This window comes from Cetobacterium sp. 2A, assembly GCF_014250685.1.
In the GTDB taxonomy this organism is placed as follows: domain Bacteria; phylum Fusobacteriota; class Fusobacteriia; order Fusobacteriales; family Fusobacteriaceae; genus Cetobacterium.
In genome coordinates, this window is record NZ_JACFAJ010000006.1 from 1,279,250 (window position 1) to 1,299,302 (window position 20,053).

The following is a 20,053-nucleotide window of genomic DNA, read 5'->3' on the forward strand; positions in this document are numbered from 1 at the left end:
TTCAATGCTGTTTTAATACATTTCATATCAAAACAAATATATTTTTGTTGTTTTGATGTATAATAAATTAATAATTAAAATAAATGGAGGGATGAGTATATGATAAGTTTTTTACTTTCACTAGTGGCTCTTGTTCTGGGGTATATATTTTATGGAAAATATGTGGAAAAAGTATTTGGAATTGATGAAAACAAAGAAACACCCGCAAAACGTATGGCTGATGGAGTGGACTATGTTGAACTAGATTGGAAAAAAGCATTTTTGATTCAATTTCTTAACATTGCAGGGTTAGGTCCAATATTTGGAGCGGTTGCCGGTGCACTTTGGGGTCCAGTTGCATTCTTATGGATAGTGTTTGGTTGTATTTTTGCAGGAGCAACTCATGATTACCTATCAGGAATGTTATCTGTAAAACATAACGGAACAACAATTGCAGAGATTGTAGGAATTTATTTAGGAGAAAATGCTAAAAAAGTTATGAGAGTTTTCTCTGTTGTATTATTAGTTTTAGTTGGAGTTGTTTTCGTAAATGGTCCTGCTGGAATATTAGCTAGTATGACTAATATCGACAGTCTAGTATGGGTAGGAATTATCATCTTATACTATATTACAGCAACAGTATTACCAGTTGATAAATTAATCGGGAAAATTTATCCAATATTTGGAGCTTCACTTATCATAATGGGATTAGGAATTGCTGGTGGATTAATATTTAAAGGGTATGATATTCCAGAAATTACCTTCCAAAATCTACATCCTCAAAAAACATCTATTTACCCTTATCTTTTCATTACAATAGCATGTGGAGCAATTTCAGGATTCCATGCTACACAATCTCCTCTAATGGCGAGATGTATGAAAAATGAAAGAGAAGGAAGACAAGTATTTTATGGTTCTATGATAGCTGAAGGAGTAATTGCTCTTATATGGGCTGCTGCTGCTATGACTTTCTTTGGTGGAACTGAGGGATTAGCATCTGCTGGATCTGCTGGAGTCGTTGTAAGTACAATATCAAATTCTATACTTGGAAAAGTTGGAGGAGCTCTTGCTATATTAGGAGTTGTAGCGTGTCCAATAACATCGGGAGATACTGCATTTAGAAGTGCTAGACTTGCTATAGCAGATGCAATCAACTACAAACAAGGACCAATTTTAAACAGATTTATTATTGCACTTCCATTATTTGTAATTGGAATAGGACTTTGTTTCATAGACTTCACAATTATATGGAGATACTTTGCTTGGTCTAATCAAACATTAGCTACAATTGCACTTTGGGCTGGAGCTGTATTCTTAGCAAATGAAAATAAGAATCACTGGATAGCTTCAATTCCAGGAGCATTTATGACAGCGGTTGTTACTACATATATCTTAATAGCTCCAGAAGGATTTAGACTGTCTGAAACTATTGGTTATACAGTTGGTATAACTGCAGCTATCTTAGCAATGGCATTTTTCTTAAAAAAAGTATATGCGAGAAGAGCTATTCTTCAAGGGCAATAAAATAAAAGGATGAGGAAATTATTTCCTCATCCTTTTTTATTTCAATCTAAATATTTTAATCGGTTCTCCATCAAAAAAATAAGCATGCTCTATATTTTTAGCTTTTAAAAGTTTTTCCTCTATGTATGCATTCATATCAATATTTTCTCTTATAAATTTTTCTTCTAATCCAGGATTATCATTTTTTAAATCACTTAATAATTTTTCAAATGTTATAAAACAGTGAAGAGGATAAATTGTTTTCAATTCATCTTCTAATTCTTCTAAAGCATAATCTGAAAATTCACACTCTTCATCTGAATAAATTAGTTCTTTTTTAATACGATAAAAGTTTAAAACACTAAAAATTTTTGGAAATAAACCAAATTCTATCCACAAGTCTCTCATAATTAAACTCCTTTAAAAAATTATTGATTTCATTTGAATTTTATGTTAAAATATTACCTAGATATTAAAGGGATTTGCCATTTTATACTTAAAATTTTTATTTTCTAATTTTTGGATTGAAATAAATTTATCTTACCTTTAATATTGTGTTTTTGGTTTTTTGGTTTTAGAGAAGGGGTGGTTCCCTTCTCTTTTGTTTTTTTGAAAAAAATAAAAAAATCCTCTTTTAAATTTTAATTAAATGTAATAAACTTATTATAAGTGTGAAAAAGGAGATAGACTTATGAATAAATATATTACTATAATTATAATACTAATTAGTTTAAGCGGATGTTCTTCACTAAATACACGAGATACAAAAATTTCAAAATATTTCAGCTCTAAAGAAGCTACTTATAGTGATACTGGAAAAAAATATAAAATCAGTAATGAGGTTCCTAGAAAGTTAGAAGACAATATCTATTATTCTGCAAAAAGACTTGATAAATTTAGAGCTTTTTTGGGAAAACCTATCAATGTAACTGGATGGTATAGAAACAAAAAAATTAATAAAAAAGTTAATGGTTCTAAAACTTCAGCGCATGTATTAGGTTTAGCGATTGATTTTAGAGTGGCAGGAAATTCTAAAACAACTTACAAAAAAATTATTAATTCAAATCTAAAGTTTGACCAATTTTTTTATTATCCTAGAAGTAATAGATTCCACATCTCTTTTAAAAGAGATCAAAAATTGGAAAGAAGAGAATATAGGATAATTTATTAATTAAAAATTAAGGAGTGTAAAATGAAAATAGTTGTTATTTCTGATATACATGGTTCAGTTCATTATTTAAATAAAGCACTAAAAGCATTTGAAAAGGAACAAGGAGACATACTTTTAATTTTAGGAGATGAATTATATCATGGCCCTAGAAATCCTTTACCTAAAGATTACGACCCAAAAGAAGTAGCTAAATGCTTAAATAAATTAAAAGATAAAATTATTGCAGTGAGAGGAAATTGTGACTCTGAAGTTGATCAAATGATGTTAGAGTATCCAATTATGGGAGATTACTCAACAATATTCTGGAAAAAGAAAAGAATATTTGCAACACACGGTCATATATACAATAAAGAAAATCTTCCACCTATATCTAATGGTGATATTTTAATTTACGGACATACCCATATCCCATTAGCTGAGATTAAAGAAAATGTATATATCTTAAATCCTGGATCAATTTCTTTACCTAAAGAAAACAATAAAAACAGTTATGGAGTTTTTGAAAATAACTCGTTTGAAATTAAAAGTTTAGATGGAGAAGTAATAAAAAAAATAAATTTCCAATAATCTTTGACATAACGCACAAAATAGTATATAATATTAGTATAGATTAAACCAAGAGCAACCATGTTATCCATGATAAATTGGGGAGGAGATAAATATGTTAACTAAAGAGGAATTCTTAAAAAAAATTGGAAAAACTGAAGATCAACTAGATAAAGAAGGTTTTGAGTTATCATTTATAGGTGAAATTGGATATGACGAAGGTGAAGATGATGGTTGGGAAGTTGTTTATAAAGATCCAACTAAATGTGTTGAAGTAGGATTAGGATGTAAGTGTTCCACTTTTTCGCTACAATCTATACATACAAAATTATAAAACAAAAGGAGAGTTGATAGTTACTCTCCTTATTTATATTATATTAAGTTTTATTTCGAAACTTTCTCTATTCAAAACTATAACTTCTTTTATTATTATTTGTAAAATCTTCTTCTGCTCAATTCTTTCAACTTTATCAAAATTATTTAAAAGTGAAATGAATTTTTTCTTTAGATCATCTATTTCAATTTTTGCTATTTGAGGAGATGATACCGACTCAAGAACACTTATTTCAGAATTTATTTTAGAAATTAATTTTAAGTAATCATCTCTGGAAATATTACAGTCTGTATAAGCTTCAACTGTTCGTGATTTTTTTTGTAAAAGTTTTTCTATTTTAGATTTATTATCAATTTTCTTATTTGATTTTTTAGTGGATAGAAAAGAAAAATTATCTTTTGAATATTTTTTCAAAGTTGCTATTACCGCTTCTTCTAGTTCAGCAACAGGAATAAATGGAGCATGACATTTTTTTATGCTAGTGCCGAGGCATCTGTAATATGATTTTTGTCTTGCTTGCTTTTTTCTATCGTAAGCTTTCTGACCATAAAATTTTAATCCACATTCACATCTTACAATTCCACCGAGAAGATATTTATCATTGTTTACGGATCTAATGGGTGAAATGTATCTCTGAGACAGCAATCTTTGCACAGCTTCATATTGCTCAATTTCTATTATAGCTTTATGTAAGCCTTTATAAACAGTTTCTTCACACTTAACTTGTTTATTAGTTACTTTATCCCTTCTTCTTCCTCCGAATCTAACAAACCCTGCATAAGCTGGATTTTTAAGGATACAATCTATACTTTTAATACATTTATTATATCTTTTAGCTATTGATCCTTTTCCTTCTCCATTCAGATACGAAGAAAAAATATCTCTTATTTTATTTCCATCTTCATTTTCAACAAGTATTTTATCTTTAACATCAAATCCAAGTGGAGGTTTTTGAAGAAAGTATCCTTGAGTAGCATAAGCTCTCATTCTGCTTGATACTCTCTTTGAAATTGTTGTCGACTCCTGTTCAGCAAGCGAAGCTACTATCCCCAACATCATTCTTCCCATTTCACTTTCAGAATTAATAAAATTCTCAGTAACTGAGTAGTATGTAATTCTGCTATGATCAGCTAAATTAATTATTCTATGAATATCGAATTGTACTCTTCCCAATCTGCTCAGTGAGTAAAATATAAGTACATCAAATTTTTTTGATTTAATTTCAAATTCAAGAGTTTTAAGTCCTTCTCTCTCGGTATTTTTTCCAGTTTCAACCTCTTCTATTATTTTATATAGTGTAAAACCTTTACTTTTTATAAAATCAAGAGATTCTTGTTTTTGTTTGTTTAAGCTATCTTTTTCTTCTTGCATTGCAGTACTAACTCGCAGATATAGAAGTGCTTTTTTCATTCTGTCCTCCTAAGATGCTACATCTTCTACAGTCACTTCTTCTATCAATTTTATTAAATTACTTCTATAAAAATCTTTTTCTACTTCTGTATATTCCTCAACACTTATTTTAATACATTGCATTTGTATTCCTCCCATTTATTATAATTTTTTTCTTCATATTAATCTCTCCATTCGACTAAATCTTCTAGATCTTTATCCACAAAAAGTTCATCACATTTTTTGCACCAATAATTCTCTGCAACAAATCCAAAATTTTTTTCACGAGTTAAATTAAACTTAGTTTCATTTTTCATACTTACAATAGGTCTTGATTTTTCTTTGTTTATAGGTCTAATATAAGTTACTGTATATGAAGTATGCGCAACAACTTCTCCGCCACATTTTTTACATACCCAAGGCATCTATTAACCTCCTATTTTTCTTAATTTACCTCTCATTTGGCAAACAGCTCCAGCTGTTCGACCAAGGGTTAGGCTCATGACAACTAACGTATCTTTAGTTGTTGTTATGTATTCAACTTCATTTGTTGTCCATCCAACTGAATGTTTGTCATGAAATTTAGAGTTATAACATTTAACATCTTTTAGTTTTATTCCAGACTCATCTTTTTTTATCAAATTAATCAGCCTCCAACAACTTTAAATTGTCTTTATTCTCATACTCTTTTTCTTTCTCTTCTAATTTTTTTTCAGCTTCTTTCAATAGTTTCTTGTAAATTTCTATTTCTTTTTTTGCATTAAAAACTTCTTTTAAATCCATTTTTTCAACATCTTTATGAATTTTTTCAACAGACTTAATATTAAAATATTTAAATGTTTTATTACTGGTTACTATTTCTCCAATGGATTCATTATTGTTTATAGTTTCTTTTATTTCTTTTACTGCTGTGATTTTATTCTCAATTATTTCTAACTGCTCATCAAATGTTACTTCTTTTGCTGTTATGACTCTAACTGCATATCCAGAAAGAGATGATATAAAAGGTTTGTGAGAGTTGAAATGCTTATATAAGTATGCTCTTTTTAAAAGTTCACTCACTTTATCTTTATTAAGTCCAATATGTGTATACCAAGCCATAAATCCTATTTCACTATTTGTTAATCTTTCCTTAATTTCAAGTAATGTTAGACACATTTTATATAAACTATCTGAATAGATTTTCCCATTTTTTATAAAAACATTTTCTCTTTCAGTTATAAAATTTTTATCATTTTCATTGATTTCGAAACTTTCGAAATCAAACGTTGAAAGATATTCTTGAAGTTGTCTCTCTTCTGTTTTAACAGAAGAGATCTGATTTTTAATTTTTCCCAGTACGCTATTTTTCATTTAAAATAACCTCCAAGACAGACCCTAAAATTTCTTGTACCGACTCTATTTTTTTTGAATTTGTTTCCCATACAGTTTTATTCTTAGCTATCAAATTGCTTATGATTGCACTTTGTCTAATTGGGCTAGTAAGAAGTATATCCGTACCCTCCAGAATGGCTTTGAAGTCTTCTAATAATATTTTTTCATATGCAGTATTGTTAAATCTATTTGGAATTATTGCTTTAACTTTTTTAACATTTACACTTTCTAAAATTTTATTCACCCCTTGAAGGGTTACAATATCCATAAACCCTGGAATTACTATTATATCTGCTATCTCTTCAAACTCTTTATCAACTTTCAGAGTTGGAACTGAATCTATTAATATGTAATCATATTCTTCTTTTAAAAGTATTATTCTTTCTTTAACTTTATTTCTAAATATCTTAGAAAAGTTATTATTTGAAAGAGGAATATAGTTTAAATTATCCCTAAGTCTTACAATATCTCCAGATCCTTTTGTTACCCAACTTTCTAGCCCATCACCAAGAGCTACATCAATCCCAGAAAAATCTAAAATATTATTTTGTGAATCTGATGTAAGTATTAGTACATTTTTACCTAAAAGTGCTAACGCATGTCCCAGTTGAAGAGTTAACCAACTCTTACCAACGCCACCCTTGTTATTTTTAACTAATATTATTGACAATTTAACCCTCCTTTTTTTATAATAATATCTCTTCTAATTTTCTGAATATCTCATCAATATTGTTTCCTCTTATAATTCTGTGTTTCCCATTTATTGAAACACTTGCAAAAACTTCATTTCCTATAAACTTTATTGCCATTTTATTCACCCCTTGACATTTTATCGAGGCTTATGCTAAAATTGATTTGCGTATCGGTTCTAGCAATAGAGCCTTTTTTTATTTTTTGTATTTTTATTCATCTTAAACCTAATTTATTATAATTTTTTTCGAATAATAAATTCTCAAATCTTCTATTTTCATTTTGAAGTTGTTCTTTTCTCTCTTTAACATTTTTAAAAAGTTTATCTCTTAGCTTATCTGATAATTCTTCATAGTATAATTGTTTTTCTAAGTCGATTTTTAAAAAACTAATGTATCTTTTAACCCAATTTGTAAAAGTTTTATCTTTAAATTGAATTGCAAATTTTTCTAATCTTTCAATAGATTCTTTCATGTTTGTTATGTATATTTCTCTTCTCTTATCATCCAAGGCGTCTATTTCATAATCTATACCAACCGTTTCATGGATTTCAAAGAGGACTCCAGTAGTCCCCATCGTCAACCCTAGAGCATCATCTACAATACTTGAAGGTCTCATTATTCAACCCCCATAAAATTTTCTAATTTAACAAAAACTAAAACTTGTTTATCTTCTTTTTTTAGAAACTTCCAAAATATTTGATGTTGAAGTTCACTGCTGAAGAAATTCCCATCATTTTCTTGCGGATCTGTTGTTAACATTCCTCTAATTTCATCCTCTGATATAATAAAGCTATTCACTTTTTCTTTAACTATTTTATCTTTGTAAAACTGTTTAAAAATTTCTTCAACCTGAATTTCAAGTCCTTGTCTTTTTGTCCTCATAAATCCCCCTGGAAAATTAAAATTATTTTTATTTATTAAATACAGAATATATAAAACAGTATATAATTACGTAAAAACTATATAACGTTATAACGTTATAAGATTAATATATACTTTTTACGTTATATTGTCAACAAAAAAGTTGTTATTTTTTTAAAAAATAAGTTATCATGTAAGTAAATACTAAAAAGAAAGGGTGATGAAATGGGATTTGGTGAAACATTAAAAAAGGTAAGAAAGATACGCAAGGACAGTTTATATACTCTAGCAGATAAGCTGGACGTTTCTCATTCGTATATAGATAAAGTCGAAAAAGGAATCTCTCCAATATCTGAAAAATTATATAATAAATTAATTTCAGTTTATGACTTAGATGCAGATGAGTTGACACTATCTTATCTAGAAGAAAAGCTTCCAAATACAATACTTGAAAAGCTTGTCTATAAAAATGATAGCCTTACAGTTTCTTCGCCCGCTTTAAAAGTTCAGAAGTTCAAAGTGTATGTATTAAACTCTACAGGGGATGGGTCATTGCTCCAGGAAATGAAAACTAAGGAGATGATCATACCTATGGGAATACAATTAAAAAAGAATGCTTACTGTATAGAGATTACAGGAAGTGAACTGGAACCTTTGTTTTACGATGAAGATACTCTCTTAATTGAGGAGTCTGATGACACTTGGCAAGAACTTAACAAAAAAATTATTGTAATTGAAAAAGATGGAATCAGATATGTTAGAAAAGTTATGATTGTTGATTACAAGCCTAAATTCTTTGCATTAAATGATATTTATCCTCCATTTGATGATGATGGTAATATAAAATGTTTGGGAGTAGTAACTAGATTGCTAAGCAGAAATCTATCTAAAATAAAGTTTTAGATAGATTTAAAATATGGGAACGGAGCTAATTTTATGGAGGTATATTATGAAGAGATTGAATTCTCTTCATTTTTTTTGTTGACTTTGTATACAAATAACGTTATATTATATACAAATAACGTTATAAATGTGAGGTGATATTTTGAAAATATCAGAACTAGGTTTCTTTATAGATACAGAAATAAGAAGACAGTTCAAAAGTCGTAGAAAATTTGCAATAAAAACAAATAGATCATACACATATTTTAACAAGATGATATCAGGAATGATAAATCAAAATCAAAGCATTGGGTTAAATGCTGCTACTGAAATACTTTCAGATTTAGGATATGAGCTAGTTATAAAGAAAAAATCTTAAAGCTTACCTCGGTAGGCATTTAATTGGTACCCTTAACTAATAGCCAAGTACTATCACTATCTAATAGTTGAGGGTAACAATTAAATAAAGAAGGAGAGATAGTACTTGGCAGTCTATTTTCTCCATTAGGAGGATAAAATGAGGGACAAAAGATCTACGGACTGGTTTTGGCTAGAAAATGAAATTGTTGATAGAATTGATTTAGAACCTATGGAAAGATTGCTATATGTAGTTTTAGCTAGACATGCTAATAATCATACTAGCGAATCCTTTCCAAGCGAAGAAACGCTTTGTTTAAAAACTGGAGTTAAAGACAAAAGAACTATCAGAAAATATATTAATAGTCTAGAGTTAAAAAATATGATTGAGGTGAAAAGAGAACAAGGAAAGAGTAATCGATACTTTTTAAAGAATATAAAAGTAGTGTCAAAAAATGAGACCACAAAAAATGACACCACTGACAAAAATTGCAATAAAGCAGTAACATTTGATGCACAAACTAGTAACATAGAATGTGACACTAACAAGACTATAACAAGACTCAATAACAATATCATGATTCATGAACATGATTTTTTTGAGAACTTGTTTAAAGAATTAAATATAAATTTTACATTAACGAATCAAAAAAGTGTTTCAAAATTATTAAAGACTCTTAGTAAAGAACAAGTAAACGATTATTTGATAGAAACTTATGACAATTTAAAAGTTAATCCAGACATAAAAAATTTATCTGGAGCATTTAGTAAAAAAATTATGAATGGCGATAGACAATCGAAATATAAAGTAAAAACTTTTAAAGAACAAAAAGAAATTAAAGCCGTTGAGACTATAACAAAAGAGAAACCAGTAACAACAAATACCATTGTTGAGGACACAAAACAACATCAAGTTGAAGAAAGAGAAATACTGGATATAATATTTTCAAAACTATCACAAGATGAGCAGAACTTAATAAAAGCTAAAGCTCTAGCTATTGCAAGAATACATAACTCTTTTGAACCTTTTGCACTATTGCTGGCAGATAATAAAATTAAATATGATTTAATAAAAGAATTAAACTCGGGGAGGATTTAGTTAATGTTTACAATATTTTTAATAAGTGTATCAATTATTATTTTCCAAAATTTCAAATTAAAATCTGTCGAATCTAGAAATCGTTTGATAGAAAGTCAACTTATTTCAGCAAAATTAAAAATAAGGTTGTTGGAAGAATGATTGATTTGATAATTATTATAATTTCAATTTTCATTTTGTTTCTAGCTAAACATTTTTTAGACTTAGCAATAAAAAAATTACCATTTTCATGTGGAAGCTGTAAATACTTTTCGAGATGCAAAAGATTTAAGAATTATAAAAATAGGTATATAAAAAATTGTTATGAACATCCAGTTTGTTCAGATTTTATTAAAAATGGGAGGATCATTGGAGATACTAATAATAAGCGAAGAAAGTTTATCTAAATATGAAAATAAATTAATTTCAGTATCAAAAAATTATGATGTAATAGATATTGAAAACGATTTGATAGATGGGATATATATTGCAAAAGTATTTGTTGAGAACATCTAATTTAGCAAGATTATCAGAACACAGTTTAAATTATAAGGAGATACTATAAATGCTGAGAATAAGAGTGGGAGTAAGATATAAATGTAAAAAATGCGGGGCTTTTTTAGTTGAAAAAAATGAAGCTGGATATTTTATTTCAAATAAGAAAGCAAATAAAATTTCGATGAATGGTTCCATATACAAAATTGTTTGTCAATGTGGGATCGAATCTAAATATGAAATTTGACAATTTTAAAAGAAAGATATATTATAAACATATCAATCGTATAGATTACAGGGGGATATGTTATGAAAAAAATGATAATATTATTTTTAATGATAACTTCAATTATTTTTGGGATAGAGGTTATTGATTCTTCAGATATTTTAAATAGTTCAGGAAAAGTAATTGGAGAAACATATATTGCTAACTTTGCAAATGAAAATGAAAAAAATATTAAAATGCAAAGAGAAAAAAAGTATCTACAAAGTAAAGATGACTTTAAAGTATTCATCTCTAAAAACGGAGGAGTAATGTATATGGCTAGCTATAGTGCTTCGGGTGAGTATACTATATCGTTCAAAGGATTTTGTGGAGATATTTATATCTCAGTTTATGGAAATTATGCAAATTTTGATGAAATTAAAAATATTTTTTTAAATAAAACTGATTCTTTTGGATATGATTTCAAATAATTTTATTGACATAAAAAAATTTTGAGAGTATATTAAAAATATAAAATAAATAGCTGATAGGACTCAATTAAGGAGTCAAGGGTTTACCGCGAGGTTGCTCTTGGCTCCTTTATTTTTTGTAAAAATTTAGGAGGGAAAATGAAAAGAGTGATTTTACTAGCTGGTCATAACTTTAAAGATAAGGGATGCCATGTCAATCTTGAAGGAAAAACAATTAATGAGTTTGATCTTACTACATGGATTGTAGCAGAGATATTTAAAAAAGAGAGACTCATAAATATAGATTTAGTAGCTAAGGCCAGAAATGACTATAAAGACCTTGTAAGTGAAATCAATAGTCTTAATGCAGATATACTAATTAGTTGCCATTTTAATGCATCTAACGGGATCTCACAAGGAACAGAAGTGCTTTATGCTCATACTTCGAGCAAGGGCAAGAGATTAGCTTCAGTAGCTCAGGATATACTCGTAAAACATTTAGAATTAAACAATAGAGGAATAAAAGCTACGAAACAAGCCGATAGAGGTGGGTCAATACTTAACAAAACTAAACCAGTTGCCATTTTGCTAGAGCCATTTTTTTTAGATAGTGTTAAAAGTTTTGATGAATTAATCTCATTAATGGATAAAACAGTAGATTCTATCATTCAGTTATTAGAACACTTAGAAAAAAATGAGCTTTGAGAGATCATATGAAAATAGAAAAACTAAAATTAACACAAATAACACCATATATAAATAATGCTAAAGAGCATCCTCAAGAACAAATAGACCAAATAAAAGCAAGCATTAAAGAGTTTGGTTTTAATGATCCAATAGCAATAGATGAGAATAATACAATTATAGAAGGTCATGGTAGATATATTGCACTTCAACAACTAGGAATTGAAGAGGTAGAGACAATAAAATTAGATCATTTGACTGTGATACAGAAAAAACAATATATAATAGCTCACAATAAATTAACTATGAATACTGGATTTAACTTAGAAAAATTAAAATTGGAATTAAAAGCTATAGAAGTTAGCAATGAAGATTTAGCTTTAACTGGTTTTGAAATAGAGGAGCTAAAGGAATTTGAGATTGAAGGTTTGGATATAAAAATTGATGAGTTTAAAGAGGATGACCCTCCAGAAGTAAACTTAGAAAAAGAACCATATAGTAAACTTGGTGACTTATATGTGCTAGGTAATCATAGGTTGCTTTGTGGAGATAGTACAAAGGTTGAAGATTTAAGAAAAGTAATGTTAACAGATAAAGCTGACTTAGTATTTACAGACCCACCTTGGAATGTAAATTATGGAGCAGTAAAAAAGGATAACCCTCAAGGATATAAACCAAGAACAATACTAAATGATTTTATGGGAACAGATGATTTTAAGAAGTTTATGTTTGATGTATTTTCGAGAATGGCTGAATTCTCAAAGGAAGGTTGTCCTACTTATGTTGTGATGTCAGGTCAAGAATGGGGAAATATGATGTTAACCTTATCTCAAAATAATTATCATTGGTCATCTACTATTATTTGGAATAAAGACTGTTTTGTCATTTCAAGGAAAGACTACCATACAAGATATGAGCCTATTTGGTATGGATGGTTAGAAGGGTCACCTAGACTTCATCCAGTCAAAGATAGAAAACAATGTGATGTTTGGGATATTGTAAGACCTAAAAAGTCAGAGTTACACCCCACAACTAAGCCAGTAGAAGTTCCAGGAAGGGCAATTACGAATAGTTCTAAAAAAGGAGATATTGTTTTAGACTTATTTGGTGGTTCAGGTTCAACTATGATGGCTTGTGATCAATTAGAGAGAAAAAATAGATCGTTAGAGTTAGACCCGAGATATATGGATGTGATAGTAAAAAGATATGTAAACTCAGGAAAAGAAGATGTGATTTTAATAAGAGATGGAAAAGAAATTTCCTACTCTAAGATTATTAGTAATCTATAGGGAGGTATTTATGAAAGTTATAAAAATAGAGGCATTAAGTCACAGTATTCTTCAAATAAAAAAGATTAGTAAAAAAGTATCTCAAAATTTAGAAATACTTGATGAAAAAAAAATACATTTATTATTTTTAAGAAAAAAAGAGTATTTTTATGAAAAAAATACTCTGGAAGATTTAAAAAGAGACATAAATTTAATGAAACAACTTTTAGAGCAAATAGAAAAATATGAAAATACTACATTTAGTTAGTAACAAAATATGGATGAACCAATGTGTAAATTACAGGAAGGTTCGGGAAAGGGGTTGGCAGAATGGAGGTATATAAATGTGAATTTAGATACCAGTAAGATATTTAGAATAGGTATAGATTGGTTAACTCTATATAACTTTGAAATTAGCTACAATAGTAATCTATATATAACAGAACAAGTAACAGAAGAGTTCTATCAAGAAAAGTTCTATTTAGAAGAACCAAGTTATACCTTGGATAGCACTACACGATTATACACAAGTGGAAAAGAAACGTATTTTAAAAATTTGAGATTTAATCCTAATAAGATTTTGAGTGGACATAATATTTATAATTCAAGAGAAATAGAGTTGGAAGCAGCTCTTTTAATATTAGTAAAAGAACTTTCAGAAAAGGGAATAGACATAGAGTTGGCACAAGCGAAAATAAAAGATATTGAAATAAATCTTAATTTTAATAAAGCTTTCCTAGATGTTCAAGAAGCATTAAAACTTCTTTTTATATCGGTCCCACACTTTAAAAAGATAAGTAGATGCACTAGAAATAAAAGCTATAGATTGATGTTTCAAGATGAGACTCTTCTAGGGAATTATGGAGCTACTCTAGTTACTGCTTATGATAAAACAGAGGAATCTAAAAAACTAGATTTGGAGTTAGATATAACAAGATTAGAATGGAAGTTTTTAAATAGAACCTTTTCATATTATACCAATAAAAAAGGAAAAGATAATAGCTTGAATTCGATTTTAGGGAGCTTTGAGCTTATAGATGGAATCTTCATAGAGAATACCAAGAGAAAGCTCTTAGAAGAGGGGATAAAACACTTAGAAAGTATTATAAAGATTAATTTAGAGAAAGAGTTTCTAGCTTTTAAAAAATCTAATAAATTTGGAAAAGAGTTAGGAAAGAAAGCGAAAAGAGGAGTCTATAGACATCTAGAAGAAAATTGCTGGATATTTGATTATACTCTTCTGATAGAGCTTGTTGATAAACATGATAAACCACATAAAACAAGAGAAATAAAAACAATATTAAAGAATTATTCCAATCACAATAATTTAGAAAAACTGAATTATTTGATGGAATTTATTTTTAACCACTAGTTTCAAATAGTGGTTAAATCTTTGATGCGTAAAAACAAGCTTAAATACTTTGGAAATAGACAGGTTGTAGAGAATATTCAAAGAAGTAATTGTAGTGATTTTTCCTTATTAACTAAATAGCCAATATAAATGACATTTTTATTACTTAACTAATTCTTTTTATAGGAGGTGTGTCATAGCAATGATAAATAAAGTTTCTACTACAATAAAAAAAGAGATAAGAAAAAGATTCGAGTATGGAGAAGATCTAAAAGAGTTAGCCTATGAATTTAGATTATCCTATGGCACATTAAGGAACATATCTAGTAAAGAAAAGTGGGTAAAAGGAATAAACTCATCTCTGCTCTACTTGAAGGAAGTTGAGAAAGATATAGAGAGTCACTTGGAAGAGAAAGAAGAGATAAAGGGTCATTATAAAAATCTTCATAAATCAACCTTAGCTTACTTAATCGAGTTAGAAAGAAAAAAAGAAAGACCTACAAACAAAGGGAGAGAAGATGCTTTAAAAACTAGAATAGCTACTCACAGAGATGGTTATCGATTTGCTAAAGAACTTTACTCTATAATGTCTCCAGAGGAAGAGATTGACTACAAGATTAAGTTAGTAAGATATGAAGCATATAAAGAACAGATACTATCAGATGAGAAAGAAAGAGTAATAAAACTAGATGAGGATTTAGTAGATTTAAAATTAAAAAAAATAGAATTGAAAACAAAAGAGAAAAAGGCAAAAGCTTATGGAGTTGTTGTAGATGAATAGAATATGTCCGAGATGTAGGAAAGTGTATTCTTATAATCTTAAAGGGTGTCCAAATGGATGTAATAAGAAAACAAGGACTGAATCAAATAGGATATACGATAAGTGTCAAAGAGAGCATCAAAGTTTTTATAATAGTAAAGAGTGGAAGAGACTAAGAGAAGCCTGTAAGAACAGATTTAGTAATCTATGTCTTTGGAGCTTATACAAACATAAAAGAGTTGTGACAGGAACAACAGCTCATCATATAGTTCCGTTATCAGAAGATAAATTAAAAGGATCTTTATTATCTAACCTTGTTTATCTAAGTGACGAAGCTCATAGAGAGATACATAAATTGTATGAATCAAATCAAACAGGGACAATTAAAGAAATAAGAGAGTTTATTCAGGTGTGGGAAGTAGAGACTGAAGGTAGGGGTATATGAAAAAGTTTTAGGGTCACAGCCCAATACCGCATCCTTCCAATACTTTTCGCAAATTTCCCTTTGAGAAGTTTTTGAAAATAAAAAATGGAGGTGTCAAAAATTAGAAAACCACTTGAAGTACAAACAAAACATTTAACTCAGGAAGAGATAAAAATAAAAAAGTTAGAGCAAGAATCGGTTTTTGTAGGAAATGAACAACTTAAAATCCCTCCAGATTGGCTGGTAAACGAGATAGCAACAAAAGAATGGGTAAGACTTGTAGAGCAGTTTAATAAAAAATCTATGATAAGCAACTTAGATTATAATAATTTGGGAGCTTATTGCAATGCTTTTGCTAGGTATGCATCTATTGTAACAAATCTAAAAACAGACGTAATGATTGTAGAGGAAATAAATCCACTTGTAAGCTTAGAACTGAAGTATTCAGATGAAATGAAAAGGTATGGTTCTTTGTTAGGATTAACTATGGAATCAAGATTAAAAGCTGGCTCTGGAATAATTACAATAATAGATGAAAAACTAGATAAAGAGTTTGGAGATGTTTAATGAGTACTAAAAGTGAGCTTGTACAATATTCAAAAGATTGTATAGACGGAGTAATACCAAGTGGACAAAAGCATATATGGGCTTGTAAACGTTTTTTAAAAGATGTTGAAGAAAAGAAGTTCATTTGGGATGAAGAGGAAGCTCAACGAATTGTTAAATGGTTTTACATACCTTAACCATTCAAAAGGTGTATTAGCAGGAACTCCAATAATGCTAACAACTTGGCAAAAGTTTATAGTTTGTCAAATATATGCTTGGAAAAGAAAAGATGGGTATAGAAGATTTAAGAAAGCATTTATAGAGGTTGGAAGGAAAAATGCCAAAACTCAAATGCAAGCTGGATGTATGCTGTATGAAATATCTGTAGTGGCAACAAGAAATAATGAGATAGCAGAAACATTTTGTGCAGGAACAAAAAGAGAACAATCAAAATTACTATTTTCAGAGTGTCAAAATATGCTTACTGGGAGTTCTTTATCTCCAAAATTCAAAATAACAAGAGATAAAATAGTTCACATAAAAACAACATCATTTTTAAAGCCATTATCTAAGCAAGATGGAAAAACAGGAGATGGAACTAATCCTGCTGCATTGGTTTTAGATGAATACCATCAACATGCAACAACAGAATTCTATGATCTAGCACTAGGAAGTAACTCTAAAGAGTCATTATTGTTAATAATAACAACAGCAGGAATAGATTTAAATGTTCCTTGCTATAGAGAGGAATATAAATATTGCTCAGAATTGTTAAATCCAAATTTAGATATAGAAAATAGTGAGTATTTTGTAGATATTTGTGAAGCTGATAAAGGTGATGAAATAGGAGATATAAGAACTTGGAAAAAAGCGAATCCTCTTAGAGCAACATACAAAGAGGGGATAGAAAAGATAACATCTGATTATGAAGTTGCTAAAAGCGTTCCTGAAAAGATGATTTCATTTAAAACAAAAAATCTTAAATATTTGGGTTCAAGCTAAAGATTTAGGATATATAGATATGGAAAAATGGAAGAAGTGTCAAGTTAAGGAATTACCATATGAAATAAGAAATAGAGCTGTGTATGTAGGATTTGACATGTCTGCCAAGATAGATTTAACAAGTGTATCATTTATACTTCCTATAATGGATGATGGAATAGCAAAATATATAATTTTTAGTCACTCCTTTATTCCAAATAGAGATAAATTAATGGAGAGAAAATTAGTCGATAAAGTTCCTTATGATACATGGGAAGAGTTAGGATTTTTAACAATAACAAATACCCCTATCGTAGACCAAGAACAAGTTATGCAATATGTAATTAAAAACTTGTGAAGAAAACAATTGGGAAATAAGGCATCTTTGCTTTGATCCCGCAAATGCTTCTAAGATAATGATGGATTTGGAAGTGCAAGGATATGAGGTAACAGAGGTATTTCAATCACATAAGTCTCTAAATGAAAGCACACAAGGCTTTAGAGAACAGGTATATTCAGGAAATATTATATATGTGTATAACCCTCTTCTAAATTATGCTATGGGAAATACTGTAATAAAGCAAAATAATGGATTAATAAAAAATAGATAAGGATGCTTCACGAAAAAGAATAGATCCCGTTGATGCACTATTATGTTCATTTAAACTAGCTATGTATCATGAATTTGAATTTGATATTACTCAATATGCAGAAGATAACTACCTAGATAAATTATATGGAGGGGGTGAATAATGAAAATAGTTGAAAAAATAAAAAATATGATGAAAACAGAAAAAAAAGAAGGACTTACTCTTGAAGAGCTTGGAGATTTTTTAGGTGGTTATGGAATTAATATAGATAACATTGATAATAGTAGTGATTTATCAGAAACAATTTATTATATTTGTTTAAAACATTTATCAGATACAATGTCAAAAATGCCCTGGGAACTTAGAGTTTTAACAGAAAAAAAGGGGAAAGAAAAAGATTATAAATTCTAAAATGGAAACCCTTTTAAATCTTAGACCTAACCCATATATAAGTTCTGCAACATTTTGGGGAACAGTTGAACTAAATAAATTACATCATGGAAATGCCTATATATATATAGAAGCAGACAGAAATGGATTTCCTAAGTATCTTTGGGTACTTCCAAGCAATCAAGTAAAGATTTGGATAGATAATAAGGGTATTTTTGGTAGATTAAATGCTCTTTGGTATGTTTGGACAGATAGCAGAAGTGGAAAGCAATATAGCTTTGAAATGGATGAGATTATACATTTTAAAACACATATTAGTTTTGATGGACTTTCAGGAATTCCAATAAGAGATATTTTAAAAACTCAAATAAGTAGTGGTAAAAATTCTATCGGATTTTTAAATAAATTATATAAAAATAATATGTTTGGATCTAAAGTTTTAGTTCATTATACAGGAGAATTGAAACAAGGAGCGGAGGCTAAGATAGCTTTAAAACTTGAAAATTTCTCAAAAACTCAAGGGTCAGGAAAGTTTATTCCAATTCCACTTGGGATGCAAGCTCAATTACTAGATATGAAGCTAGCAGATGCACAATTCTTTGAGAATAATAAAGTGTCAGCATTACAATTAGCAGCTGCATTTGGAATAAAGCCAAACATAATAAATGATTATACAAAATCATCATATAGTAACTCTGAAACTCAACAAGTAGATTTCTATGTAAATACACTTCAACCATTATTTAAAGCGTATGAACAAGAAATAACATATAAATTGTTAAGTGAAAGGGATATTGATAAAGGATATAGATTAGAAATTAATGAAAAAATTCTCTTCAAAATGGATAATAAAACCCAAGCTGAAGTTTATAGTAAATACTTGACTAATTTTGCTATGACACCAAATGAGGTGCGAGAAGATTTAAATCTTCCATATATAGAAGGTGGAGATACTCTATTAGGTAATGGTTCTACAATCAATTTAGAAAATATAGGAACACAGTATATAAAGGGGGGTGAATAGATGCCAATACTAAATTTAGATAAAGGCAAATTAGAAGTAAAAAATAAAACTGAAAATGCAGTGGATCTTATTATTTTTGGGGAAATTGCATCAAGTAGATGGTCAAATAGTGATGTTATACCCTCTGATGTGAATGAGTTATTAAATGAAATTGGAGAAAATGATGCTTTAGATATTTATATTAATTCACCAGGTGGAAGTGTATTTGCAGGAATAGCAATATACAACATGTTAGTAAGACATAAAGGTCATAAAAGAGTTTTTGTAGAAGGGTATGCAGCTTCAATAGCCTCAGTTATAGCTATGGCGGGAGATGAGATTATAGTTCCTGAGAATGCTTATTTGATGATTCATAAAGCATGGGGGTTTGCAATAGGTAATGCTGATGATTTAAGAGAGCAAGCTAATTTATATGAGAGGTTTGATACCACGATAGCAAATGCTTATATGACAAAAGCAAAAGAAAATAAAACCTTTGATGAATTTTTAGAACTTATGAAAGCTGAGACATGGTTTGATGGTTTTACAGCTCAAGATTATTTCAATGTGACTTTAACAGAGTCAGTTGATATAGCAGCTTATTTAGATGGAGAACTATATAAGAATTATAAATTACCCCAAAATCTTTTAATGAATAACATAAAAGTTAAAGATAAAAATCCTGAGAGTCAAGAAGATTTTGGAAGTTCCGAAATTGAG

At 28.9% G+C, this 20,053-nt stretch carries 34 protein-coding genes; 25 read left to right on the forward strand and 9 right to left on the reverse strand.

Annotation, left to right across the window (positions count from 1 at the left end; genetic code table 11):
* Positions 1–99: 99 nt before the first annotated feature.
* Positions 100–1,503 carry a carbon starvation protein A gene (locus H3N56_RS10065; protein WP_185881051.1) on the forward strand — a complete coding sequence of 468 codons (1,404 nt, stop codon included), beginning with the start codon at positions 100–102 and terminating at the stop codon, positions 1,501–1,503.
* A gap of 36 nt (positions 1,504–1,539) precedes the next feature.
* Here the strand turns inward: H3N56_RS10065 and H3N56_RS10070 are convergent, their stop codons facing one another.
* Complete coding sequence (locus H3N56_RS10070; protein WP_185881052.1) at positions 1,540–1,890, reverse strand: hypothetical protein; 351 nt, start codon at positions 1,888–1,890, stop codon at positions 1,540–1,542.
* Positions 1,891–2,173: 283 nt separating this feature from the next.
* Here H3N56_RS10070 and H3N56_RS10075 point away from each other — a divergent pair, with 283 nt between their 5' ends.
* From H3N56_RS10075 to H3N56_RS10085, 3 genes are all read left to right on the forward strand, one after another.
* Complete coding sequence (locus tag H3N56_RS10075) at positions 2,174–2,653, forward strand: D-Ala-D-Ala carboxypeptidase family metallohydrolase (RefSeq protein WP_185881053.1); 480 nt, start codon at positions 2,174–2,176, stop codon at positions 2,651–2,653.
* A gap of 21 nt (positions 2,654–2,674) precedes the next feature.
* Positions 2,675–3,220 carry a phosphodiesterase gene (gene yfcE, locus H3N56_RS10080; protein ID WP_185881054.1) on the forward strand — a complete coding sequence of 182 codons (546 nt, stop codon included), beginning with the start codon at positions 2,675–2,677 and terminating at the stop codon, positions 3,218–3,220.
* A 94-nt stretch (positions 3,221–3,314) separates the two neighbouring features.
* Positions 3,315–3,533, forward strand: a complete 219-nt coding sequence (locus tag H3N56_RS10085; RefSeq protein WP_185881055.1) for a hypothetical protein — start codon at positions 3,315–3,317, stop codon at positions 3,531–3,533.
* A gap of 33 nt (positions 3,534–3,566) precedes the next feature.
* Here the strand turns inward: H3N56_RS10085 and H3N56_RS10090 are convergent, their stop codons facing one another.
* The 8 genes from H3N56_RS10090 to H3N56_RS10120 all read right to left on the reverse strand — a co-directional run bounded on the left by H3N56_RS10090 (position 3,567) and on the right by H3N56_RS10120 (position 7,870).
* Positions 3,567–4,943: a recombinase family protein gene (locus H3N56_RS10090; protein WP_185881056.1), complete on the reverse strand. Its 1,377-nt coding sequence runs from the start codon at positions 4,941–4,943 to the stop codon at positions 3,567–3,569.
* 161 nt (positions 4,944–5,104) lie between these two features.
* Positions 5,105–5,347 (reverse strand): hypothetical protein, encoded by a 243-nt coding sequence (locus H3N56_RS10095; protein WP_185881057.1) that lies wholly within the window; start codon positions 5,345–5,347, stop codon positions 5,105–5,107.
* A gap of 3 nt (positions 5,348–5,350) precedes the next feature.
* Positions 5,351–5,563 carry a hypothetical protein gene (locus H3N56_RS10100; RefSeq protein ID WP_185881058.1) on the reverse strand — a complete coding sequence of 71 codons (213 nt, stop codon included), beginning with the start codon at positions 5,561–5,563 and terminating at the stop codon, positions 5,351–5,353.
* Between the two features lies 1 nt (position 5,564).
* Positions 5,565–6,275 carry a hypothetical protein gene (locus tag H3N56_RS10105; RefSeq protein WP_185881059.1) on the reverse strand — a complete coding sequence of 237 codons (711 nt, stop codon included), beginning with the start codon at positions 6,273–6,275 and terminating at the stop codon, positions 5,565–5,567.
* Positions 6,265–6,966 (reverse strand): ParA family protein, encoded by a 702-nt coding sequence (locus H3N56_RS10110; protein WP_185881060.1) that lies wholly within the window; start codon positions 6,964–6,966, stop codon positions 6,265–6,267. The genes H3N56_RS10105 and H3N56_RS10110 overlap by 11 nt, the downstream gene beginning before the upstream one ends.
* A gap of 16 nt (positions 6,967–6,982) precedes the next feature.
* A complete protein-coding gene (locus H3N56_RS13385) occupies positions 6,983–7,105 on the reverse strand; it encodes a hypothetical protein (RefSeq protein WP_255492174.1) in 123 nt (40 codons plus the stop codon).
* A 97-nt stretch (positions 7,106–7,202) separates the two neighbouring features.
* Positions 7,203–7,604, reverse strand: a complete 402-nt coding sequence (locus H3N56_RS10115; protein WP_185879702.1) for a hypothetical protein — start codon at positions 7,602–7,604, stop codon at positions 7,203–7,205.
* Positions 7,604–7,870: a hypothetical protein gene (locus H3N56_RS10120; protein WP_185881061.1), complete on the reverse strand. Its 267-nt coding sequence runs from the start codon at positions 7,868–7,870 to the stop codon at positions 7,604–7,606. The genes H3N56_RS10115 and H3N56_RS10120 overlap by 1 nt, the downstream gene beginning before the upstream one ends.
* Before the next feature lie 204 nt (positions 7,871–8,074).
* On the opposite strand from H3N56_RS10120, the gene H3N56_RS10125 reads away from it, so the two are divergent.
* The 21 genes from H3N56_RS10125 to H3N56_RS10205 form a co-directional block, all read left to right on the forward strand.
* On the forward strand, positions 8,075–8,752 hold the full coding sequence (locus tag H3N56_RS10125; RefSeq protein ID WP_185879700.1) for a S24 family peptidase: 678 nt from the start codon (positions 8,075–8,077) through the stop codon (positions 8,750–8,752).
* Positions 8,753–8,894: 142 nt separating this feature from the next.
* Positions 8,895–9,110: a hypothetical protein gene (locus H3N56_RS10130; protein WP_185879699.1), complete on the forward strand. Its 216-nt coding sequence runs from the start codon at positions 8,895–8,897 to the stop codon at positions 9,108–9,110.
* Between the two features lie 138 nt (positions 9,111–9,248).
* Positions 9,249–10,187: a helix-turn-helix domain-containing protein gene (locus tag H3N56_RS10135; protein WP_185879698.1), complete on the forward strand. Its 939-nt coding sequence runs from the start codon at positions 9,249–9,251 to the stop codon at positions 10,185–10,187.
* 3 nt (positions 10,188–10,190) lie between these two features.
* The gene (locus H3N56_RS10140) at positions 10,191–10,328 is read left to right on the forward strand and encodes a hypothetical protein (protein ID WP_185879697.1); all 138 of its coding nucleotides are present in this window, start codon (positions 10,191–10,193) and stop codon (positions 10,326–10,328) included.
* A gap of 207 nt (positions 10,329–10,535) precedes the next feature.
* Positions 10,536–10,682 (forward strand): hypothetical protein, encoded by a 147-nt coding sequence (locus H3N56_RS10145; RefSeq protein ID WP_185879696.1) that lies wholly within the window; start codon positions 10,536–10,538, stop codon positions 10,680–10,682.
* Positions 10,683–10,731: 49 nt separating this feature from the next.
* Positions 10,732–10,908 (forward strand): hypothetical protein, encoded by a 177-nt coding sequence (locus H3N56_RS10150; protein WP_185879695.1) that lies wholly within the window; start codon positions 10,732–10,734, stop codon positions 10,906–10,908.
* A gap of 62 nt (positions 10,909–10,970) precedes the next feature.
* Positions 10,971–11,357: a hypothetical protein gene (locus H3N56_RS10155; protein ID WP_185879694.1), complete on the forward strand. Its 387-nt coding sequence runs from the start codon at positions 10,971–10,973 to the stop codon at positions 11,355–11,357.
* A gap of 138 nt (positions 11,358–11,495) precedes the next feature.
* Positions 11,496–12,041, forward strand: a complete 546-nt coding sequence (locus H3N56_RS10160) for an N-acetylmuramoyl-L-alanine amidase (protein WP_185879693.1) — start codon at positions 11,496–11,498, stop codon at positions 12,039–12,041.
* A gap of 8 nt (positions 12,042–12,049) precedes the next feature.
* Positions 12,050–13,309 (forward strand): site-specific DNA-methyltransferase, encoded by a 1,260-nt coding sequence (locus H3N56_RS10165; RefSeq protein WP_185879692.1) that lies wholly within the window; start codon positions 12,050–12,052, stop codon positions 13,307–13,309.
* Positions 13,310–13,319: 10 nt separating this feature from the next.
* Entirely contained in the window at positions 13,320–13,556 is a 237-nt protein-coding gene (locus H3N56_RS10170) for a hypothetical protein (protein ID WP_185879691.1), read from the forward strand.
* Between the two features lie 21 nt (positions 13,557–13,577).
* Positions 13,578–14,660, forward strand: a complete 1,083-nt coding sequence (locus H3N56_RS10175) for a hypothetical protein (RefSeq protein ID WP_185879679.1) — start codon at positions 13,578–13,580, stop codon at positions 14,658–14,660.
* A 181-nt stretch (positions 14,661–14,841) separates the two neighbouring features.
* Positions 14,842–15,420 (forward strand): hypothetical protein, encoded by a 579-nt coding sequence (locus tag H3N56_RS10180; protein ID WP_185879690.1) that lies wholly within the window; start codon positions 14,842–14,844, stop codon positions 15,418–15,420.
* Positions 15,413–15,844 (forward strand): hypothetical protein, encoded by a 432-nt coding sequence (locus H3N56_RS10185; protein WP_185879677.1) that lies wholly within the window; start codon positions 15,413–15,415, stop codon positions 15,842–15,844. The genes H3N56_RS10180 and H3N56_RS10185 overlap by 8 nt, the downstream gene beginning before the upstream one ends.
* An 84-nt stretch (positions 15,845–15,928) precedes the next feature.
* Entirely contained in the window at positions 15,929–16,390 is a 462-nt protein-coding gene (locus H3N56_RS10190) for a P27 family phage terminase small subunit (protein ID WP_185879676.1), read from the forward strand.
* The gene (locus H3N56_RS13390; RefSeq protein ID WP_255492175.1) at positions 16,390–16,566 is read left to right on the forward strand and encodes a hypothetical protein; all 177 of its coding nucleotides are present in this window, start codon (positions 16,390–16,392) and stop codon (positions 16,564–16,566) included. Before H3N56_RS10190 ends, H3N56_RS13390 begins: the two co-directional genes overlap by 1 nt.
* Positions 16,541–17,371, forward strand: a complete 831-nt coding sequence (locus tag H3N56_RS13395; RefSeq protein WP_255492176.1) for a terminase large subunit domain-containing protein — start codon at positions 16,541–16,543, stop codon at positions 17,369–17,371. The genes H3N56_RS13390 and H3N56_RS13395 overlap by 26 nt, the downstream gene beginning before the upstream one ends.
* Before the next feature lie 19 nt (positions 17,372–17,390).
* Entirely contained in the window at positions 17,391–17,708 is a 318-nt protein-coding gene (locus H3N56_RS13400; protein WP_255492177.1) for a terminase TerL endonuclease subunit, read from the forward strand.
* 61 nt (positions 17,709–17,769) lie between these two features.
* A complete protein-coding gene (locus H3N56_RS13405) occupies positions 17,770–17,961 on the forward strand; it encodes a hypothetical protein (protein ID WP_255492178.1) in 192 nt (63 codons plus the stop codon).
* Between the two features lie 141 nt (positions 17,962–18,102).
* The gene (locus H3N56_RS13410; RefSeq protein WP_255492179.1) at positions 18,103–18,351 is read left to right on the forward strand and encodes a hypothetical protein; all 249 of its coding nucleotides are present in this window, start codon (positions 18,103–18,105) and stop codon (positions 18,349–18,351) included.
* Between the two features lies 1 nt (position 18,352).
* A complete protein-coding gene (locus H3N56_RS10200; protein ID WP_255492180.1) occupies positions 18,353–19,354 on the forward strand; it encodes a phage portal protein in 1,002 nt (333 codons plus the stop codon).
* The coding region (locus H3N56_RS10205; protein WP_185881062.1) for a head maturation protease, ClpP-related at positions 19,355–20,053 on the forward strand (699 nt) is incomplete at its 3' end.

Excerpts from the sequence above, each read along its gene's own strand:
- H3N56_RS10065 (WP_185881051.1), top strand. The coding sequence starts at position 100 with ATGATAAGTTTTTTACTTTCACTAGTGGCTCTTGTTCTGGGGTATATA.
- H3N56_RS10070 (WP_185881052.1), bottom strand. The coding sequence starts at position 1,890 with ATGAGAGACTTGTGGATAGAATTTGGTTTATTTCCAAAAATTTTTAGT.
- H3N56_RS10075 (WP_185881053.1), top strand. The coding sequence starts at position 2,174 with ATGAATAAATATATTACTATAATTATAATACTAATTAGTTTAAGCGGA.
- yfcE (WP_185881054.1), top strand. The coding sequence starts at position 2,675 with ATGAAAATAGTTGTTATTTCTGATATACATGGTTCAGTTCATTATTTA.
- H3N56_RS10085 (WP_185881055.1), top strand. The coding sequence starts at position 3,315 with ATGTTAACTAAAGAGGAATTCTTAAAAAAAATTGGAAAAACTGAAGAT.
- H3N56_RS10090 (WP_185881056.1), bottom strand. The coding sequence starts at position 4,943 with ATGAAAAAAGCACTTCTATATCTGCGAGTTAGTACTGCAATGCAAGAA.
- H3N56_RS10095 (WP_185881057.1), bottom strand. The coding sequence starts at position 5,347 with ATGCCTTGGGTATGTAAAAAATGTGGCGGAGAAGTTGTTGCGCATACT.
- H3N56_RS10105 (WP_185881059.1), bottom strand. The coding sequence starts at position 6,275 with ATGAAAAATAGCGTACTGGGAAAAATTAAAAATCAGATCTCTTCTGTT.
- H3N56_RS13385 (WP_255492174.1), bottom strand. The coding sequence starts at position 7,105 with ATGGCAATAAAGTTTATAGGAAATGAAGTTTTTGCAAGTGTTTCAATA.
- H3N56_RS10115 (WP_185879702.1), bottom strand. The coding sequence starts at position 7,604 with ATGAGACCTTCAAGTATTGTAGATGATGCTCTAGGGTTGACGATGGGG.
- H3N56_RS10120 (WP_185881061.1), bottom strand. The coding sequence starts at position 7,870 with ATGAGGACAAAAAGACAAGGACTTGAAATTCAGGTTGAAGAAATTTTT.
- H3N56_RS10125 (WP_185879700.1), top strand. The coding sequence starts at position 8,075 with ATGGGATTTGGTGAAACATTAAAAAAGGTAAGAAAGATACGCAAGGAC.
- H3N56_RS10135 (WP_185879698.1), top strand. The coding sequence starts at position 9,249 with ATGAGGGACAAAAGATCTACGGACTGGTTTTGGCTAGAAAATGAAATT.
- H3N56_RS10140 (WP_185879697.1), top strand. The coding sequence starts at position 10,191 with ATGTTTACAATATTTTTAATAAGTGTATCAATTATTATTTTCCAAAAT.
- H3N56_RS10150 (WP_185879695.1), top strand. The coding sequence starts at position 10,732 with ATGCTGAGAATAAGAGTGGGAGTAAGATATAAATGTAAAAAATGCGGG.
- H3N56_RS10155 (WP_185879694.1), top strand. The coding sequence starts at position 10,971 with ATGAAAAAAATGATAATATTATTTTTAATGATAACTTCAATTATTTTT.
- H3N56_RS10160 (WP_185879693.1), top strand. The coding sequence starts at position 11,496 with ATGAAAAGAGTGATTTTACTAGCTGGTCATAACTTTAAAGATAAGGGA.
- H3N56_RS10165 (WP_185879692.1), top strand. The coding sequence starts at position 12,050 with ATGAAAATAGAAAAACTAAAATTAACACAAATAACACCATATATAAAT.
- H3N56_RS10170 (WP_185879691.1), top strand. The coding sequence starts at position 13,320 with ATGAAAGTTATAAAAATAGAGGCATTAAGTCACAGTATTCTTCAAATA.
- H3N56_RS10175 (WP_185879679.1), top strand. The coding sequence starts at position 13,578 with ATGTGTAAATTACAGGAAGGTTCGGGAAAGGGGTTGGCAGAATGGAGG.
- H3N56_RS10180 (WP_185879690.1), top strand. The coding sequence starts at position 14,842 with ATGATAAATAAAGTTTCTACTACAATAAAAAAAGAGATAAGAAAAAGA.
- H3N56_RS10185 (WP_185879677.1), top strand. The coding sequence starts at position 15,413 with ATGAATAGAATATGTCCGAGATGTAGGAAAGTGTATTCTTATAATCTT.
- H3N56_RS10190 (WP_185879676.1), top strand. The coding sequence starts at position 15,929 with ATGGAGGTGTCAAAAATTAGAAAACCACTTGAAGTACAAACAAAACAT.
- H3N56_RS13390 (WP_255492175.1), top strand. The coding sequence starts at position 16,390 with ATGAGTACTAAAAGTGAGCTTGTACAATATTCAAAAGATTGTATAGAC.
- H3N56_RS13400 (WP_255492177.1), top strand. The coding sequence starts at position 17,391 with ATGGAAAAATGGAAGAAGTGTCAAGTTAAGGAATTACCATATGAAATA.
- H3N56_RS13405 (WP_255492178.1), top strand. The coding sequence starts at position 17,770 with ATGGATTTGGAAGTGCAAGGATATGAGGTAACAGAGGTATTTCAATCA.
- H3N56_RS13410 (WP_255492179.1), top strand. The coding sequence starts at position 18,103 with ATGAAAATAGTTGAAAAAATAAAAAATATGATGAAAACAGAAAAAAAA.
- H3N56_RS10200 (WP_255492180.1), top strand. The coding sequence starts at position 18,353 with ATGGAAACCCTTTTAAATCTTAGACCTAACCCATATATAAGTTCTGCA.